Source organism: Pseudomonas sp. NS1(2017), assembly GCF_002269425.1.
GTDB classification, from domain to species: domain Bacteria; phylum Pseudomonadota; class Gammaproteobacteria; order Pseudomonadales; family Pseudomonadaceae; genus Aquipseudomonas; species Aquipseudomonas reactans.
Genome location: NZ_CP022960.1, coordinates 4,111,906 through 4,130,266, shown reverse-complemented (window position 1 = coordinate 4,130,266; position 18,361 = coordinate 4,111,906). Strand labels below are relative to the sequence as shown.

The following is an 18,361-nucleotide window of genomic DNA, read 5'->3' as shown; positions in this document are numbered from 1 at the left end:
TATTATTTTTTTTCATATCAAGCTGCATCCTTGATCTTGTGCAACGAGGCCGCGACCCACTTGCCAAACGCATCCACCGGCCCCTGCAGGTTACCCAGGAAGTGCGGATAGATCAGCCACAGGTCCATCACCGGCTTGAAGTCCTTGAGCGGCATCACCGCCAGTTGCTCACGGTGCGCGCTGCGCTCCAGCAACGGGCGGGGCACCAGGCCAAGGCCGAGGCCATCCGCCACCAAGCCCAATTGCAGCTCAGTGCCAAACGTCTCCAGGTTTACCCGCAATGCCAGGCCCTGATCGGACAGGGTCCGCTGCAAACCCGCGCGGAAGCCGCAGCCGTCCGGGTTGAGAATCCAACCGTTCTGGTACACATCCGCCAGCTTGCAGGGCTTCTTCGGCAACTGAGCCTTGGCGCAGACTACCACCAGTTCCATCTTACCGATGGACTCGCCGATGATGTTGTCCGGAAAGATCTTGCCCGCCGGGAACAGCGCCGCCGCCGCATCCAACTCGCCGCGCTCGATCTTGCCGACCAATTGGCTGCCCCAGCCCGTGGCGACTTGGGCACGCAGGTCCGGGTATTCGGTGCGCAGGTGCTTGAGCGCATCCAGCAGCACCACATCACCGATGGTCTGCGGCACCCCCAGGCGCAGCACGCCGGTGGGCGGTGCGTCGGTGGCCACCAGTTCACGCAGGGCATCCATCTCGCGCAGGATCAGCCGGCACTGCTCGTAGACGCGGGTACCGATCAGCGTAGGCTTGAGGGGTTTGGTATTACGGTCGAACAGCTCCACACCCAGCGCCTGCTCGAAGTTCTGCACACGGCGGGTGATGGCCGGCTGGGTCAGTTGCAACGACTCGGCGGCATGGCTGATGGACTGGCAACGAATCACTTCGACAAAGGCATCGATATCGTCAATTTTCATTTGGGCCGCACATAGAGAACAGTCATTAAGATGTGTGCGAAGCATAGTTGCAGGAAAGCTATCTGGATAGCCCGTGCTGTGATCGATAACGTCTAACGCTATTCAGACCGGTTCTAAATTACCTTCAGCTATAAGCTAATCATTAAAAAATAGCATATTAACTATAAACATTATGCTTAGATAAACCCATCACCAGCGACCACACCATGGAATTGTCATGACCCAGGCCAAGCACCCCGAAAGACTCAGAGCCTTCATCGGCGCCCTGGCGGAATTGATCGACGGCAATCCACGCGAAGGCGACCTGTTGCACCGGGGCGGCAAACTGCTGGCGCAACTGGTCAGCCATGATGACTGGCTCCCCGATGCGTTCGCCCAGCCCGATCCCGAGCGCTATCAGCAATTTCTGCTGCATGCCGACTCGCGCCAGCGCTTCAGCATCGTCAGTTTTGTGTGGGGGCCGGGCCAAAGCACGCCGATTCATGATCACCGCGTATGGGGCCTGATCGGCATGCTGCGCGGTGCCGAATTTTCCCAAGGCTTCGAGCGCGCGCCGGATGGCCGCCTGGTGGCTGAAGGCAAACCGATCCAGTTGGTGCCGGGCCAGGTTGAAGCCGTGTCGCCCAAGGTCGGTGACATCCACCAAGTCAGCAATGCCCACAGCGACCAAGTGTCCATCAGCATCCACGTGTACGGCGCCAATATCGGTGCGGTGCGCCGCGCGGTGTACCAGCCCGACGGCAGCGAAAAACTGTTTATCTCCGGTTATTCCAACGCCTTCCTCCCGAATATCTGGGATTTGTCCAAAGAAAAGAGCCCTGCCCTATGACCACCGCATCCACCCGCAGCTTTGCCCAGCTTCGCCAGGCCCTGTTGGACCATCACGAAGTCGCCCTGATCGACGTGCGCGAAGAGGCGCCGTTTGCCGAATCCCACCCGCTGTTCGCCGCGAACATACCGCTGTCCAAACTGGAACTGGAGGTGTATTCACGTATTCCACGACGCGATACCCAGGTTACCGTCTACGACAACGGCGAAGGCCTGGCGGCCCGTGCTGCCCAGCGCCTGGTTGCGTTGGGCTACACCCAGGTCAGCCTGCTTGAAGGTGGACTGGACGGTTGGCGCAAGGCCGGTGGCGAGCTGTTCATCGATGTGAACGTGCCGAGCAAGGCGTTTGGTGAACTGGTGGAAAGCGAGCGGCACACACCGTCACTGGCCGCCGAAGAAGTACAGGCCCTGCTCGACAGCCAGGCTGATGTGGTGGTGCTTGATGCGCGGCGTTTCGACGAATACCAGACCATGAGCATTCCCACCAGCATCAGCGTGCCCGGTGCCGAGTTGGTGTTGCGCGCCCGCGAGCTGGCGCCGGACCCGGCCACCCGCATCATCGTCAACTGCGCCGGGCGCACCCGCAGCATTATCGGCACCCAGTCACTGATCAATGCCGGCGTGGCCAACCCGGTGTCGGCGCTGCGCAACGGCACCATCGGCTGGACCCTGGCCGGACAGACACTCGTCCACGGCCAGTCACGCCGCTTTGCGCCGACCTCGGAAGAACATCGCCAGGTCGCCGCCGCCGATGCGCGCCAGGTTGCCGACAAGGCTCGCGTAGGCCGCGCCACCCTGGTCGATCTGCAGGCCTGGCAGCAGGAAGAGACGCGTACCACCTACCTGTTCGACGTGCGCACGCCGGAAGAATTCGAAGCCGGCCACCTGCCCGGCGCACGCTCCACACCGGGCGGCCAGTTGGTGCAGGAAACCGACCACGTCGCCAGTGTGCGCGGCGCGCGGCTGGTACTCGCGGATGACGACGGCGTGCGCGCCAACATGTCCGCCTCCTGGCTGGCACAGCTGGGTTGGGAAGTTTACGTACTGGATAACCTGCAACCCACGCACTTCAGCGAGAAAGGCGCCTGGATCGCGCCAGTCCCGACGCCCGCCCAAGCCGAACTGATCAGCCCACACACCCTCGTCGACTGGCTCGGCCATGGCGACACCGTGGTACTGGACTTCACCGCCAGCGCCAACTACGTGAAACGTCACATCCCCGGTGCCTGGTGGGCGCTGCGCGCACAACTGCCCCAGGCCCTGGCCAAGGTGCCCACCGCCCAACGCTACGTGCTGACCTGCGGCAGCAGCCAACTGGCGCGCCTGGCGGTGGCGGAAGTCGAAGCCATCACCGGCAAGCAGGTGTTCCTGTTACAGGACGGCACCGCCGGCTGGATCAACGCGCAACTGCCGCTGGAAGAAGGTGAAACTCACTTGGCCTCACCGCGCATCGACCGCTACCGCCGCCCGTACGAAGGCACCGACAACCCCAAGGAAGCCATGCAGGCCTATCTGGACTGGGAATTCGGACTGGTCGACCAACTGGCGCGTGACGGCACCCATGGTTTCTATGTGATCTGACGGTATGCCCTTGCCGGGCCTTTCCAACAGCCGACCCCTTCTCCAGGCGGAGGCGACTGCAACCTAACCCTTAGCCTGGAGCCTCTCTTATGCGTCTGACGCTGCCCCTCCTGCTGATCGCTCTACTATCGGGCATCACCCACGCCGCCGACCTGCAACCGCTGCGCGTGGCCAATCAGAAATCCACCATCAAGGCGCTGCTGGAAGCCTCCGGCGAATCGAAAAACGTGCCCTACCAAATCCGCTGGTCGGAGTTCCCGTCGGCCTCGCCCCTGGGTGAAGCCTTGAACGCCGGGGCCGTAGACATCGGCGCCCTCGGTGACGCGCCCTACGTGTTCGCCCTGGGGGCCGGTGCGTCGCTCAAGGTGGTCAGCATCATTCACGCCGAAGGGCGTAACACCACCGCCCTGGTGGTGCCCAAGGACTCACCGATCAAGACCGTCGCCGACCTCAAGGGCAAGAAAATCGTCACCGGGCGTGGCTCCATCGGCCATTACCTGGCGATCAAGGCCCTGGCCACCGCCGGGCTGACCTCCCAGGACGTGCAATTCATTTTCCTGCTGCCGAGCGAGTCGCGCCTGGTGCTGGACAACGGCACCGCCGACGCCTGGGCCACCTGGGACCCGTACACCACCGTGGTCACCTCACAAAGCCAGGCCCGCGTGCTGATCAGCGGCAACAAGCTGTTGAGCAATCACCTGTACCTCGCGGCCACCAGCCAAGCCATCGCCGACAAGCGCCCGCAACTGGATGACTTTGTCGCCCGCCTCGACCGCGCCTATGCCTGGGCCAACGTGCACCCCAATGAATACGCGGCCGCCCAGGCCAAGATCACCGGCCTGCCGCTGGAAGTGCATGTGGAAGTCGCCAAGGACACCCACCTGACGCCGGTCGCCATCGACGACGCGGTCATCAGCGGCCTGCAAGCGACCGCCGACACCTACCAAAAAGAAGGCCTGTTGCTCAAGCACATCGACGTGTCACAAGGCTTCGACAAGAGCTTCAACGCCAAGCGTGTCCCCCTTTCCCAAGCCTCGCGCTAATTAGGAGCAGAACATGAGCAAGCCACGCCATTTAAAATTGGGTGCAATGGTCCACGGTGTCGGTCACGGCTGGGGCGAATGGCGCCACCCGAACGCCCAACCCAATGCCAGCACCAGCTTTGGTTTCTACAAACAGCAGACAGAACTGGCCGAAGCCGCCAAGTTCGACTTCGTGTTCATCGCCGACAGCCTGCATATCCACGCCAAATCCAGCCCGCATTACCTCAACCGTTTCGAGCCGCTGACCATCTTGTCGGCGCTCGCAGCAATCACCACCCACATCGGCCTGGTGGCGACCGTGACCGTCAGCTACACCGAGCCCTACCAGGTGGCGCGCCAGTTCTCGTCCCTGGACCATATCAGCGGCGGCCGTGCCGGCTGGAACGTGGTCACCTCATGGTTGAGCGGCACCGCCGACAACTTCGGCAAGGCCGAGCATCCGCCCCACGCCGTGCGCTACCGCATCGCCAAGGAACACGTGAACGCGGTCAAGGGCCTGTGGGACTCCTGGGAAGACGACGCCTTTGCCTACAACAAGCAATCCGGCGAATTTTTCACCCCGAGCAAGCTGCATGCGCTGAACCACAAGGGCGAGTTCTTCTCGGTGAAAGGCCCTCTGAACATCGCGCGTTCGCGTCAGGGCCAGCCAGTGATTTTCCAGGCGGGCACCTCCGAAGACGGACGCAACTTCGCCGCCGAAAACTCCGACGCGATCTTTGTGCATGTGGACAGCATCGAGGAAGGCCTGGCCTATGCCCAAGACCTGAAGCGCCGCGCCAAAGGCTTTGGCCGCGACGCCAACAGCCTGTCGATCCTGCCGGGTATCCGCCCAATTGTCGGCCGCGACCAGGCCGAAGTGGAAAGCCGCTACCAGCAGGCCGTGGACCTGGTCACCGTGGAAGACGCGATCGTCGCCCTCGGCCGCCCATTCAACGACCACGACTTCAGCCAATACCCGCTGGACGCGCCGTTCCCGGAGCTCGGTGACCTGGGTTCCAACAGCCAGAAAGGCGGTTCCGACCGCATCAAGCAACTGGCCAAGGACGAAGGCCTGACATTGCGTGAAGTGGCCCTGCGCTTCTCGCGCCCCAAACGCGATTTTGTCGGCACCCCGGAGCAGGTCGCTGATACGATCCAGACCTGGTTCGAAACCGGCGCCAGCGATGGTTTCATCATCAATTCGGTCCTGCCGGATGGCTTGCAGTATTTCACCGAGCTGGTGGTGCCGGTGTTGCAGCAACGCGGCCTGTTCCGCACCGACTACAGCGGCCAGACCCTGCGCGACAACCTGGGCCTGGCGGTGCCGGCCAACCGCTACAGCGTCGCCGCCGAGGTTGAAGAGCAGCAGCAGGCGCTGGCATGAGTCAATCCTCGCACCCTTCCCTACGCTCCGTGGAAGTCGCCCATTTCGACGCCCTGCTCGAACGCCTCACCACCGAGCTGGCCAGCACCGCACACGTCTATGACGAAAGCGGCGCCTTCCCCCATGCCAACTTCCAGTTGCTGCACCAACATGGCTTGGTCGCCCTCACCGTGCCCAAGGCGCTGGGTGGCGGCGGCGCGAGCCTGCCCCAGGCGCGCAAGGCCATCAGTGCGATTGCCAAGGGCGAACCGTCTACCGCGCTGATCTTGGTGATGCAGTACCTGCAACACACACGCCTGCAAGACAGCAAGACCTGGCCCGCCCACCTGCGCACCCAAGTGGCCGAAGACGCCGTGCGCAACGGCGCCCTGATCAACGCCCTGCGCGTCGAACCCGACCTCGGCACCCCGGCCCGTGGCGGGCTGCCGGCGACCACTGCGGTGCGCACCGCCGAGGGTTGGCGCATCAGCGGCCGCAAGATCTACTCCACCGGCAGCCACGGCCTGAGCTGGTTCAGCGTGTGGGGACGCAGTGACGATGCCGACCCACTCGTAGGCGCCTGGCTGGTGCCCAAGGACAGTCCCGGCGTGACCATCATCGACACCTGGGACCACCTGGGCATGCGCGCTACCTGCAGCCATGAAGTGGTGCTCGACAACGTGCTGGTGCCACTGGACCACGCCGTCAGCGTCAGCCCGTGGAGCGCGCCGTCGCCGGAGCTGGATGGCGAAGGTTTCCTGTGGATGTCGGTGTTGTTGTCCTCGGTATACGACGCCGTGGCCCAGGCTGCGCGGGACTGGCTGGTGAACTGGCTGGAAAAACGCGCGCCGTCCAACCTCGGCGCTGCGCTGTCGACCTTGCCGCGCTTCCAGGAAACCGTCGGCCATATCGACACCCTGCTGTTCGCCAACCGCAGCCTGCTTGATGCTGCCGCAGAAGGCCACACCCCCGCCGCCAATGCGGCGCAGTTGAAGTACCTGGTGACCCACAATGCGATTCGCGCCGTGGAGCTGGCCATCGAAGCCTCGGGCAACCCCGGCCTGTCGCGCCATAATCCACTGCAAAGGCATTACCGCGACGTGCTGTGCAGCCGCGTACATACCCCGCAGAACGACGCCGTATTGCAGGGCGTCGGCAAAGCCGTCTTCGCCCAACGCCAGAAGGAACGCACATGAGTCAGGTGATTATCGCCAGCCAGCTGGACGAAGATTTCAATGAAGTGATTCGCGAGCGCCTGACAAACATCTATCCCCAAGCCCAGGTGATCGGCGTGCCCGTTGGCGTACCGAGCGACCTGCCGCCCCAGGCGAATATCCTGCTGCTGCGCCCGATCAATGTGCGCGGTTACACCGCGCCGGACACGCCGCCACCGGGTTGGCCGTACGGCGCGCAATGGGTGCACCTGGTGTCGTCGGGCATCGATTTCTACCCGCAATGGCTGTTCAACGGCCCGCCGGTGACCACCTCCCGTGGCAGTGCCGCTGACAACCTGGCCGAGTTTGCCTTGGCCGCGATCTTTGCCGCCGCCAAGCATTTGCCGGACATCTGGGTAAAGGATTCGCAGTGGAATTTCACCGCGTTGCGCCCGCTGAAGGGCACCACATTGGGCATCCTGGGCTTTGGTGCGATCGGCGAACGCCTGGCACAAAAAGCCCTGGCCCTGGGGATCAAGGTCGTAGCGCTGCGCCAAAGCCAGGCGCCGTTCAGCGCGGGCGTGGACGCCGCCAAGGACATCCACGACCTGTTCGCCCGCGCCGATCACCTGGTGGTGGCAGCACCGCTGACCGAGTCCACGCGGCAGCTCATCAACCGTGACGTGCTGGGCAGCGCCAAGCCGGGGTTGCACCTGATCAATATCGCACGCGGTGGGTTGCTGGATCAGGAGGCGCTGCTGGAAGCGCTGGACAATGGGCAGATAGGGCTGGCGTCGCTGGATGTGACCGAGCCGGAGCCTTTGCCGGACGGGCATCCGTTGTACAGCCATCCGCGTGTGCGGTTGTCACCGCATACCTCGGCCATTTCGACCAACAGCAAGGAAGAAATTGCCGAGACGTTTTTGGCCAATCTGGAGCGGTATATCGCCAATGTCGAACTCTACAACCGCGCCAATTGATCGCCGTCTACTTGATGCGGTAGTGGAAGGTATTGCGTACTGCCGGCACCGGCACGGGTTTTCCATCGACGATCCTCGGCTGGTAGCGAAAGGTATTCGCCGCCGCCAGTGACGGCCGCATGAACAGTGGGTGGCAGCCGTCCAGCACCTTGGGGTTTTCTACACGCCCTTGGGTGTTGACGGTGTACTCCACTGAACAATCGCCTTCGATGTTTTTGTCCAGGGCACGCTCCGGATAGTCCGGCGCCTCTTTGCTCAAGGGTTGGTACTGACGGCTGTCGAAGGCCGGCGCGGCGGCCGGTGCTGCGGGGCGTGCGCGTTCCGCAGCGAGGCGCTCCTGGGCCAGGCGCTGCTGTTCCAGCTCGCGACTGCGCTGTTCAGTGGCCAGGCGCTCCTGTTGCTGCTCCAGCTTCTTTTCCTCGACCCGCTTGCGCGCCAAGGCGGCTTTTTCCAGTTTTTGTGCCTGGATCTGGGGATCGATCACCGGTTTCGCCGGCACGGGAACGACCACAGGCGCCGGCGCAGGCGCTGCGACGGCCACCGGCTCAGGCACGGGAGCTGGTGTCGGCGCTGGCGGCACCATCACCAACTGGGTATGCATCACCCTCGGCGTTTCCACCGGCGGCTTATCTGTCGACCCACCCAGCATCAACACCGCCAACACGCCTACATGCAGCGCCACCGCGAGGCTGGCCGCCACGCTGTTTTTCCAGAACCCGGAAGGCTCCCCAGGTGCTACCGCCAGCATCGGACTGTGCATGATCATCGCCGTCATTGCGGGGCCTCGGTCACCAACCCCAGATTGCTGACACCGCCCTTCTGCAACACCGCCATGGCCGCCACGACCCGGCCGTAGCCCGCGTTGTCGTCGGCGCGGATATACACCTGGGTGTCGCTGCGCGCCGCCACCACCTGCATGACCTTGACACCCATTTCATCCAGGGTCACGGCGCTGTCGGTCTGGTGGGTGGTGTCGAGTTCGCCGCCCAGGTTCCAGTAGTAGCCGCCGTCAGCCTTCACCGACAGCGTGAGGATCTGCTGGCGCGTGTCGGTGGCCAGGGCCTCGGCGGCGACCTTGGGCAGCTCGATTTTTACGCCTTGGGTCAGCATCGGCGCGGTGACCATGAAGATCACCAGCAGCACCAGCATCACGTCGATGTAAGGCACCACGTTCATCTCAGCCTTGGGCCCGTGTTTGCGTTGCGGCCTGGTCAACATCGGTTTGCTCCTTGCTCAGGCGGCCACGGCCAGGTTGATCGGCGTACCGCGCAAGGTGCGATGCAGGCGCACTTGCAGTTCGTTGCCGAAGGCGTAGTAGCGGGTCAGCAGAGTCTGGCCACGTGCGGCGAAACGGTTGTAGGCAATCACCGCCGGGATGGCCGCAAACAAGCCGATGGCGGTGGCGATCAGTGCTTCAGCAATGCCCGGCGCCACGGTGGACAGCGTGGCCTGCTGCACTTGGGACAAGCCGATAAAGGAATTCATGATGCCCCACACGGTGCCGAACAAGCCGATGTAGGGGCTGACCGAACCCACGGTCGCCAGGAACTGCAGGCCCTTTTCCAGCTCGATTTCCTGCTCGGTGATCGCCACCTGCAAGGCGCGCTCGACACCTTCCAGCACGGCCGGATCGTGGCCCTGCAGGTGCTGGTATTCCTGCACCCCCGCGATAAAGATCGGCGCAATGCCGCCCTCGCCCTCCTGCAGGGTGTCGCGGTACAGCGGCTGCAAGTCCGCAGCGCTACGAAAGCGCAGCACAAAACCTTTCAACTGGCGCTCCAGGCCGCGCAACACACTGGCGCGCTGGATGATCAGGTACCAACTGAGCAAGGACGCCAGCAGTAGCGTGACCATCACGGCCTTGACCAGCAGGCTGGCGTCACTGATCAAACCCCAGATCGTCATATGTTCCATCGTCGCGTGCATGGTTAAGCTCCTATTCGATTAAAAAGTGATGACCGGGTGATGACGCCTACGGCAATTTCAACGCGCGGCTCACCTCGGCCCACGGCACGAACTTGAAGTTCTGGGTCTGCTCGGGCATGCGCTTGCGGCCGTCCTGCACCACCAACATGCCCTTGCTCCAGGGCCCGCCGAGGTTGATCGCTGTGACTTCCAGGCCGTCGGTTTCCGAAGCACCATCAATCCCCGCTGCCGCATTCAGGCCGACACGGAAGGCGCCGTGGGTGGCGAACGGTGGCTCGGCGTCCAGCACCAGGTAACTGTCATTGCCTTGGCTGGAGATCACCAAGTAGTCGCGCTCACTGCTCTGGTACAGCGCCAGGCCCTCGACATCCGCATGCAACTGCGGGCCGACCTTGATCACGCTGGTGAGTGTGGCCGGTTGGTCGGCACGGGCATCCACCGCCCAGACACCGACATCTTCTTCACCGATGAACAGGCGCTGACGCTGATCATCGGCCACACAGCCCTCGGGTTGGCTGTCGACTTTGAACTGGCGCACCAGTTCGCCCTGCACCCGGCCGTCCGGCGCACTCAGGCGGTATTGCAGGAAGGTGCCGTCCTTGCCGTTGGCGATCGCGTAGATCTCGCCGCTGGCGGGCTGGAACAGGCAGATACCGTAGATTTCCTTGAGCGGCGTCGGCACTTCACCGGCTTCGCGCAGTTCGCCGCTCTGACGGTCGATGCTGAACAGGCTCAGGCTGTTGTGATCGCGATTACTCGCCACGGCCAGGTCGACTGTGTGCGCACCGAGCTTGAAATGGGGGCGCACATCGACGTTATTCAGGCGACCGACCGCCAGTTCCTGCAGCAGCTTGCCGTCGAGGTCATAGGCCAGCAGGCCCTGCTTTTTGTTGGTGCCGAGCACGCGGCTTTTGGCCGGTTGTTCGGGGTGAATCCAGATCGCCGGGTCATCCGCCGCATCCCCCTGGCGACCGACCGGGTCGGTCTGGCGCAGGGCGGCGACTTCCGGCACTACCGGCTCGGCGGCCACAGGCGTTGCGGTCCAGTCGAGTTTGCCCTGGTAGAGCCTGCCGGTGTCGTCATCCCGCACCAGCACGTGCTGGCCGCTGACGCTCAGTTGCTCCGGTTCTTTCAAGCCCGGCAGCGTCAGGCTGCCCTGTTCAACCCAGCGCTCGCCGGTTTGCTGGAACAGATGCAGTTGGGCGGTCTTCGGATCCAGCGCCACCACCCCGCCCGGTACCAGTGCCATGGCGCCAGCCTCACGTTTGGGGTTGTCGAACAGCGCCACCGGGGTGCGTTTCACCTCCGCCTCAGGGTGTGCCGGGTAGGCCCACCAGCCGACGTTTTCTTCATTGACCAGCAACTGCTGGATCGCGTCATCCACCTGGCAGAACTGTGCCGACGGCGGCAGCGGCAAACCGCGCACGCGCTGAGGGTTGCTTAACAACGTCGAACCATTGCCCACCAGCCATTGCTCGCCCTTGCCCTCTTCCCCCACCAGGAACACAAACAGGTTGGCGGCTGCGTCGCGGAACAGGCACAGGCCATTGACCGGGTAGTCGCGGGTGGGCAGGTACAGCGGTTTGCCAAAGGTTCTGGTCGCGGCATCAAGGCTCACCAACAACGCCTGCTGGCGGTCGTTGTCGAGGCTGGCCACCAGCACCTGGGTGCCAGCGGCGCGGGTGTCGAGGCTGCTGAAATTGCCTTTGAAACGGGCCAGTTCGGCACCTTGGTTGTCGAGCAATTGCAGGCCGTCGCGGGTGCTGGCGGCCAGGCGTTGAGTGCGACCTGGCAGAAAAGCCAGCGCTTCGGCCTTCAGGCTCGGCGCCCAAGGGCTCAGCGCCAGGTCGGCGGCCATGACCGGCGAGCAAGCGACCAACGCCATCATCAGGTAGAGCTTGGAAATTCTCATGAACAATCAAAATCCTTGTCTTGTAGGAGCGAGCTTGCTCGCGAAGAACGGCAACGATGACGCGGGCTGTCTGGATGCACGCGGTGCCCTGGCGTTTTTCGCGAGCAAGCTCGCTCCTACAGTGGAAACGTGGGGGTGGGTTAGAAATGGGTGAAGGTCAGGCCCACTTTGTAGGTCGGGCCGTATTCCTCGTACTGGCCGTTGTAGCTGCGGTGGCCGGTGTAGACGAAGTACGACTCATCGGTAAGGTTCTGGGCCTCGAAGCTGACTTGCAGGTTTTTGGTCAGCGAATAGCGCGCGCTGAAATCGACAAAGGTCTGGGCGTCGACGTGCAGGTCGTGGGCCTTGTCGTTGATCGAGGCCAGCTCAAAGAGGTAGGCCGATTTGTAGTTGGCCGACAGGCGCAGGCTGAGCTTGTCGTTCTCCCAACCGAGCATCAGGTTGCCGACGGTGTCCGACTGATTGGGCAGGCTGATGTTGCGCTTGCGATTCGCGCCGCTGGCGCTGTCGAAGCCTTCGATGTCAGCACTGGAACGGCTGAATGTGGTGTTGGCACCGACCAGCAGACCGTTCCACGGTGCCGGCAGCCAATCGAATTTCTGTGAGTAGGCCAGTTCCAGGCCGTAGAGCTTGGCGCTGTCGCCGTTGGCGTAGGTATGCGCTTCGGAAAAGTTGGTCCAGGCCCCGGTGCCGGCCAGGTCGGTGTTGTAGACGAAGTTCTTGATGTCCTTGTAGAACACAAATGCGGAGACCGTACCGGCGCGGCCCATGAAATGCTCGATGCCCAGGTCCAGGTTGCTCGATTCCAGGGGCTTGAGGTCCGGGTTGCCGAAGGTGGCTTCGTCATCGTCGATCACGAACCCCGGCGCCAATTGACCGAAGGTCGGACGCACCACGGATTTGGTCCAGGCCGCACGCACCTGGGTGTTCTTGTCGATCTGGTAGCGCGCATGCAAGCCCGGCAACCAGTGGTGATAGCGGCGCTTGGTCTCGGTGGGCGTGAACACACCATCGGTGGCGCCGGTGCCCTTGGCTTCGAACTCTGTGCCCTCGTAACGCAGGCCGGCAATAAAGCGCCAGTCGTCGATGTCGATGGTGTTCATCAGGTAGCCGGCGTTGATGTCTTCGCGGATGGTGAAGTCGTTGACCCGGGATTCGGTCTCGTCATAGAAGTCCGCAGCGTTGAGGCCACCGATCAAGTGCTTGATGCTGCTGGGGCTGATGCCCGGCCCGTAGTTGCCCAAGCGGTAGTCGACGTTGCCTTTCTGGAATTGGCTGAGGTTGAGTTGGTCGTTGGTAAAGCCGAGGGTGTCGAAGTCTTTGTAGACCCAGGCCTCCAGGTCGTTGTCCTTGTTGCGACGGCTGACTTTGCCGCCGAACTTCACCTGGGAGGCATAACCGCTCAGGTCGTAGTCGCGGGCCAGGTCCAAGCGTAGGTTTTTCTCAGTGTCCTGGGTGTTCTGTTTTTCCCAGTCGACCTTGTCGAGGGTGAAGTTGCGCGCGTCGTAGAAGCCGCTGCCAATGATCGGGCGTGGTTTGTCCTTGTCGTAGAAGCCGCTGTTGGCAAAGTCACCGCCGTCAAATGTGGCACCGGCGATGTGCGCCGGGCTGTCTTCGCTGGATTGGCTGTAGCCGGCCTGGCCGCTCAGGGTCCACAGGCCGAGCATGCGCTCGCCGCCGAATACATAGGACTGGATCTCCTGGGTCTCTTCGCGGTTCTTCAGCTTGCGTTTGGCCTCGGCATCGCCCAGCTCGCCGGGCGCTTGGGGGTCGGCAAATTCGAGGCTGGTGGAGTTGCGGGTCTCGGTGTCTTTGTAGCGGCTGTAGAGGGTGCGCAGGTAGTAGCTGCTGAGGTCATCGGGCTTGTAGTCGAAGTTCAGGCCGCCACCGGCACGTTCGCGGCTGATGTCGTAGTCGCGCTGTTCGAATTCATTGAGCTTGGCGCCGTTGGTGAAATCCCACGCGCCGCCTGTCTCGACGTTGTCCGAGCCAAAGTCACGCTTCTGCCAGCTGAGTGCAGCGGCCACGCCGAAGTTGTCGATGCCGTCGCCGAGGCTGAAACGGTTACTGGCGGCACCGGAGAATTTCGGGCTGGTCTGGCTTGTGTTCTTGTCGTAGCTGGCCTCGGTGCTACCGGTGTAGAACAGCCCCTTGTGGTCGAAGGCCGACAGGCTCTGCACATCAACGGTGCCGCCCAGGGAGTTGGCGTCCATGTCCGGGGTGAGGGTCTTGATCACCGACAGCGACTGCACCAGCTCCGAAGGCAGCACATCGAGGGCCACGGCGCGGCGTGCGCTTTCCGGGGCCGGCACCAGGGTGCCGTTGATGGTCACGCTGTTGAGGTCCGGGCCCAGGCCACGCACGCTGACAAAGCGTCCTTCGCCCTGGTCGCGCTCCACACTGATACCCGGCAGGCGCTGCGCCGCCTCAGCGACGTTTTCATCCGGCAACTGGGCCACGCCGTCGGCATGCACCACGCTCTTGATGCTGTCGGCGCTGCGTTGCTCCTTGAGCGCCTGATCAATGGCTGCCGCCTGGCCGACCACCTCGACGTGCTCGGTGTTGGCCACTTCGGCCGCCGAAAGCCGCTCGCTGACCATCGCCAGGGCCAAGGCAGTAAGCGTGAAGCCGACGAGCCCGGTGCGCTTGTACATGCAATCCTCCCCAAGAATCCATTGGCGCCAGGCAAGAGGCCCGGCAACTGGGAGGGCACGCTAGGGGTGGGGGATGACGGTTCTGTGACAGGGGTTGGCGCAAAGCCACGTAAACCGCGGTTTTTAGCTTGTTCCGGCGAGCAAATGAGCTGAAATGACCTCGATCAAAATGTGGGAGCGGGCTTGCTCGCGAATGCGGTATTGCAGCTAGCACATGTGTGGCTGATCCACCGTATTCGCGAGCAAGCCCGCTCCCACATTTGTTTTGTGTTTGGCAGGAGATTGTGTGTATGGCATGAGCTGATTCGACCCCTCCCCACCGTCACGCAACCGTCACATCCATCTGCTGTGCTGGCGCCCATCGCTTTTTTGCCCAAGGACTCGCGGCCATGTTTTCCGTGCTCAAACCCCACCGCTGGAAACTCTCCCTGTTGCTGATCGCCGCCAACCTCGGGCTGATCCTGCACCTGGCCTGTGGCGAGTTGAAGAGCTTCAGCGAATGGGTGTGGCTGGACATCTTCGGCGAAGGCGGCTCCGCGCTGTTGGCGCTGGTGTGGCTGGGCCTGGTGCTGAAGAGCCGCCCCGCCGGGCGCGTCACCAACTACCTGGCGCTGGGCCTGTCGTGCATTTTCTTCTCCTGGTGGATCGACAGCCTCGATGAGTTCATCCGCCTGCCCGACAGCATCACCTGGGATCACTGGCTGGAGTCCGGGCCGATGCCGATGGGCATGATCCTGCTGACCATCGGCATCTACCACTGGCACCGCGAGCAACTGGCGATCAGCGCGCAGATGGAAAAGCGTGAGCGGCTGTTCCGCGAACATCGGCTGTTCGACAAACTCACGCCGCTGGCCGGTGCCGACTACCTCAAGCGCCAGTTGGCCGACAGCCTGCAAGACAGCCACGCGCAGCAACAACCGCTGTCGCTGCTGGCCCTGGACCTGGACAACTTCGCCGCCATCAACCAGGCCTACGGGCATGCCGAAGGCGATGCGGTGTTGCAGGCGCTCAGCCATTTGCTGCTGCTCAACCTGCGCCGCCAGGACCTGCTGTGCCGCCTGGCCGGCGACCGTTTTGTGGTGCTGCTGCCCAATACCGGCGAACGCCAGGCCAAGGAGATCGCGCTGGAGTTGCAACAGGCCGTACGCGGCCTGGCCCACAAGACCCGACTGCACGGTGAGCGCCTGCAACTGGCGGCGACCACCGCCGTGGTCATGGCCCTGGACGAGCCGCCCCACGACCTGCTCAAACGCCTCAACCTGGCCCTGGCCAGAGCCAAGCAACCCCTGGCGAAAAGTGCCTGAGATGGCCGTCAAGACCAGTTGGTACGAGGCCGACAGCCGCTTCATCCCCGGGCACTATCAACCGGCCACGCTGATCGACCTGGCCCTGTCCCGGGACATCGACAGCCACCGCCTGCTGCGCGGCACCGGCTTGTTCCACGAAGACCTCCTGGCCGGCACGGCGCGGCTGAGCCCGCAGCAGTTTCTGGGTTTGATCGGCAACAGCCGCAAACTGCTCGACGCAGACGACAGCAGTTTCCTGTTCGGCCAACGCCTGTTGCCCGGTTATTACGGCGCCGCCAGTCATGCGTTGGGCCATGCACAGAACCTGCACCAGGCCCTCGACATCCTGATCCAGCAACAGGTGCTGCTCAGCCCGCTGGTCACCCTGCAACTGGAGCTGGATGAGCACCACGCCTATCTGTACTGGCTGGACAGTTGCGGCGCCGGCGAACACTGGCGCTTCTTGCTGGAAGCCAGCATGACCTCACTGGTTGCCATGAGCCAATGGCTCAGCGGCGAACGCCTGCCATGGACGGCCAGCTTCAGCCATGCCGAGCCGCGCTATGTCGAGCAATATTGGGTGCACCTGGGGGAAGACACACGTTTCGAGCGGCCACTGGACATGCTGAGCATACCGCGCGAGCACCTCACACGCGCCTGGCCGGGCGCCTCGGCCACCGCAGGCCAGGTCGCGCGCCAACAAGCGCGCGAGCAGATCGAACAGCTGGGCTTCACCGGCAGTTTTCTGGATTGTCTCTACGACTATCTGCGCGAGCAGGTGCGCCAGCCGCCGAGCCTGGAACAGGCCGCGCAGGCCTTCGCCATGAGCCCGGCAACCCTCAAGCGCAAGCTGCACAAGCACGACACCGGTTTTCAGCAGCAGGTGGACCGTGTGCGCAAGCAAGTGGCGCTGCACCTGTATCAGGTCAAGGGCTACAGCAATGACGAAGTGGCGGCGTACCTGAACTTCAACGACGCGGCGAACTTTCGCCGTTCATTCAAGCGCTGGACCGGCAGCACGCCCAACCTGATCCGCCAACTGTTCAACAGCCGCTAGCCAGGCGTTCGCGCAGAAACTCCACCAGCGCCTGCACCGGCCGCGAGCTTTGCCGATGCTGCGGGTACACCGCCGACAAGGTCAGCGCTTCGGGGGCGAACTCGTCGAGGACGGTGACCAGGCGGCCGTCCTTCAAGGCATCGCCGACGATAAACGTCGGCAGGTAGGTCACACCCAAGCCGGCGACAGCAGTGTCGCGCAGCAAATCGCCGTTGTTCACGCGCATACGCCCGCTCACATTCAGCGCCTGCACCTTACCCTTGAAACGCCATTGCACCTGGCGGCCATGGCCGTAGGGCAGGCAGTCGTGGTCGGCGAGGTCTTCGGGTTTTTGCGGCGTACCGCGCAGGGCCAGGTAGTCGGGGCTTGCGCAATACACCCGGGGAATGCTGGCGATACGGCGGGCAATCAAGGTGGAATCTTCCAGGGTGCCGATGCGCAGCACCAGGTCGTAGCCCTCGCCGATCAGGTCCACGGGGCGGTCGCTCAAATCGACTTCCACCGACACCTGGGGATGGTGCTGCAGGAACAACGGCAACAGGCAGCCCAGGTGCGCCATCGCAAACGACAACGGCGCGCTGAGGCGGAGGGTGCCGCGGGGTTCGCTGTTCTGCCCGGCGATGCCCTGCTCCACTTGCTCGACTTCACCGAGCAGGCGCAAGGCGGACTCGTAATAACTCTGGCCGAGTGGCGTGACATCCAGACGGCGCGTGGAACGGTTGAGCAGGCGCACGCCGAGGCGGTCTTCCAGCTGGATCAGGCGGCGGCTGACGAACTGCTTGGACAGGCCCAGCTGCTCGGCGGCGGCGGTGAAACTGCCGGATTCCATGACCTGGCAGAACAGGCGCATGTCTTCGAAGGGGTTCATTGTCGCTTCTCGGTGGACGATGGGCTGTTTTATAACCGGATGGTCGCAACACCACAAATCAAATGTGGGAGCGGGCTTGCTCGCGAATGCGGTGGATCAGTCAACGAATCTGCCGACTGACACTCCGTATTCGCGAGCAAGCCTGCTCCCACAAGGGTATTTCGACGTACGTAGGAACAATTTATTTAGTGGTAAACGCCGAGTAGCTGTTCATCAGGTTGCGGTAGTTGGGAATGCGCGGCGACAGCAGGTTGGCCAGGCCTTCCATGTCGTTGCGCCAGTCCACTTGCAGCTCGCAGGCCACGGAGAACCAGTTCACCAATTGGGCACCGGCTGCTGTCATGCGCGCCCAGGCGGCCTGTTGCACGGTTTCGTTGAAGGTGCCGGAGGCGTCGGTGACCACGAACACTTCGAAGCCTTCATCGAGGGCGCACAGGGTCGGGAACGCAACGCACACATCCGTCACCACGCCGGCAATGATGATCTGCTTGCGGCCGGTGGCCTTGACCGCCTTGACGAAATCCTCGTTGTCCCAGGCGTTGATCTGGCCAGGACGCGGGATGTATGGCGCGTCCGGGAACAGTTCTTTCAGCTCGGGCACCAGTGGGCCGTTAGGGCCGCTTTCAAAACTGGTGGTGAGGATGGTCGGCAGGTTGAAGAACTTGGCGACGTCAGCCAGGGCCAGCACGTTGTTCTTGAATTCGTTCGGGGAGAAGTCCTGGACCAGCGAGATCAGGCCGGTCTGGTGATCGACCAACAGCACAACGGCGTCATCTTTGTTCAAGCGTTTGTAAGTCATGGGTTAAC

At 63.0% G+C, this 18,361-nt stretch carries 16 protein-coding genes; 8 read left to right on the top strand and 8 right to left on the bottom strand.

What is annotated here, in order from left to right:
- Window positions 1-17: 17 nt before the first annotated feature.
- Window positions 18-923 (bottom strand): LysR family transcriptional regulator, encoded by a 906-nt coding sequence (locus CI807_RS19480; RefSeq protein WP_016980074.1) that lies wholly within the window; start codon window positions 921-923, stop codon window positions 18-20.
- Window positions 924-1,140: 217 nt separating this feature from the next.
- Between CI807_RS19480 and CI807_RS19475 the strand changes: the two genes are divergently transcribed.
- From CI807_RS19475 to CI807_RS19450, 6 genes are all read left to right on the top strand, one after another.
- Complete coding sequence (locus tag CI807_RS19475; RefSeq protein WP_033897171.1) at window positions 1,141-1,752, top strand: cysteine dioxygenase; 612 nt, start codon at window positions 1,141-1,143, stop codon at window positions 1,750-1,752.
- The gene (locus CI807_RS19470; RefSeq protein WP_095015805.1) at window positions 1,749-3,332 is read left to right on the top strand and encodes a rhodanese-related sulfurtransferase; all 1,584 of its coding nucleotides are present in this window, start codon (window positions 1,749-1,751) and stop codon (window positions 3,330-3,332) included. Before CI807_RS19475 ends, CI807_RS19470 begins: the two co-directional genes overlap by 4 nt.
- Window positions 3,333-3,421: 89 nt before the next feature.
- The gene (locus CI807_RS19465; RefSeq protein WP_095015804.1) at window positions 3,422-4,375 is read left to right on the top strand and encodes an ABC transporter substrate-binding protein; all 954 of its coding nucleotides are present in this window, start codon (window positions 3,422-3,424) and stop codon (window positions 4,373-4,375) included.
- A gap of 13 nt (window positions 4,376-4,388) precedes the next feature.
- The gene (locus tag CI807_RS19460; RefSeq protein WP_095015803.1) at window positions 4,389-5,738 is read left to right on the top strand and encodes an LLM class flavin-dependent oxidoreductase; all 1,350 of its coding nucleotides are present in this window, start codon (window positions 4,389-4,391) and stop codon (window positions 5,736-5,738) included.
- Window positions 5,735-6,913, top strand: a complete 1,179-nt coding sequence (locus tag CI807_RS19455) for an acyl-CoA dehydrogenase family protein (protein WP_095015802.1) — start codon at window positions 5,735-5,737, stop codon at window positions 6,911-6,913. The genes CI807_RS19460 and CI807_RS19455 overlap by 4 nt, the downstream gene beginning before the upstream one ends.
- A complete protein-coding gene (locus tag CI807_RS19450; protein ID WP_095015801.1) occupies window positions 6,910-7,851 on the top strand; it encodes a D-isomer specific 2-hydroxyacid dehydrogenase family protein in 942 nt (313 codons plus the stop codon). The genes CI807_RS19455 and CI807_RS19450 overlap by 4 nt, the downstream gene beginning before the upstream one ends.
- Before the next feature lie 7 nt (window positions 7,852-7,858).
- On the opposite strand, the gene CI807_RS19445 is transcribed toward CI807_RS19450, so the two are convergent.
- The 5 genes from CI807_RS19445 to CI807_RS19425 all read right to left on the bottom strand — a co-directional run bounded on the left by CI807_RS19445 (window position 7,859) and on the right by CI807_RS19425 (window position 14,343).
- Window positions 7,859-8,626 carry a TonB family protein gene (locus CI807_RS19445; protein WP_095015800.1) on the bottom strand — a complete coding sequence of 256 codons (768 nt, stop codon included), beginning with the start codon at window positions 8,624-8,626 and terminating at the stop codon, window positions 7,859-7,861.
- Window positions 8,623-9,069 (bottom strand): protein TolR, encoded by a 447-nt coding sequence (gene tolR, locus CI807_RS19440; RefSeq protein ID WP_095015799.1) that lies wholly within the window; start codon window positions 9,067-9,069, stop codon window positions 8,623-8,625. The genes CI807_RS19445 and tolR overlap by 4 nt, the downstream gene beginning before the upstream one ends.
- Window positions 9,070-9,084: 15 nt before the next feature.
- Window positions 9,085-9,777 carry a protein TolQ gene (gene tolQ / locus CI807_RS19435; protein WP_095015798.1) on the bottom strand — a complete coding sequence of 231 codons (693 nt, stop codon included), beginning with the start codon at window positions 9,775-9,777 and terminating at the stop codon, window positions 9,085-9,087.
- 46 nt (window positions 9,778-9,823) lie between these two features.
- Window positions 9,824-11,689 (bottom strand): phytase, encoded by a 1,866-nt coding sequence (locus tag CI807_RS19430; protein ID WP_095015797.1) that lies wholly within the window; start codon window positions 11,687-11,689, stop codon window positions 9,824-9,826.
- A gap of 140 nt (window positions 11,690-11,829) precedes the next feature.
- Window positions 11,830-14,343, bottom strand: a complete 2,514-nt coding sequence (locus tag CI807_RS19425; protein WP_095015796.1) for a TonB-dependent receptor — start codon at window positions 14,341-14,343, stop codon at window positions 11,830-11,832.
- A gap of 389 nt (window positions 14,344-14,732) precedes the next feature.
- On the opposite strand from CI807_RS19425, the gene CI807_RS19420 reads away from it, so the two are divergent.
- Complete coding sequence (locus tag CI807_RS19420; protein WP_095015795.1) at window positions 14,733-15,647, top strand: GGDEF domain-containing protein; 915 nt, start codon at window positions 14,733-14,735, stop codon at window positions 15,645-15,647.
- A gap of 1 nt (window position 15,648) precedes the next feature.
- Entirely contained in the window at window positions 15,649-16,686 is a 1,038-nt protein-coding gene (locus CI807_RS19415) for an AraC family transcriptional regulator (protein ID WP_095015794.1), read from the top strand.
- Here CI807_RS19415 and CI807_RS19410 read toward each other — a convergent pair.
- Together CI807_RS19410 and ycaC are read right to left on the bottom strand one after the other, a co-directional pair.
- A complete protein-coding gene (locus CI807_RS19410) occupies window positions 16,673-17,554 on the bottom strand; it encodes a LysR family transcriptional regulator (RefSeq protein WP_095015793.1) in 882 nt (293 codons plus the stop codon). The genes CI807_RS19415 and CI807_RS19410 overlap by 14 nt on opposite strands.
- A gap of 181 nt (window positions 17,555-17,735) precedes the next feature.
- Complete coding sequence (gene ycaC / locus CI807_RS19405) at window positions 17,736-18,353, bottom strand: isochorismate family cysteine hydrolase YcaC (protein WP_095015792.1); 618 nt, start codon at window positions 18,351-18,353, stop codon at window positions 17,736-17,738.
- Window positions 18,354-18,361: the final 8 nt, after the last annotated feature.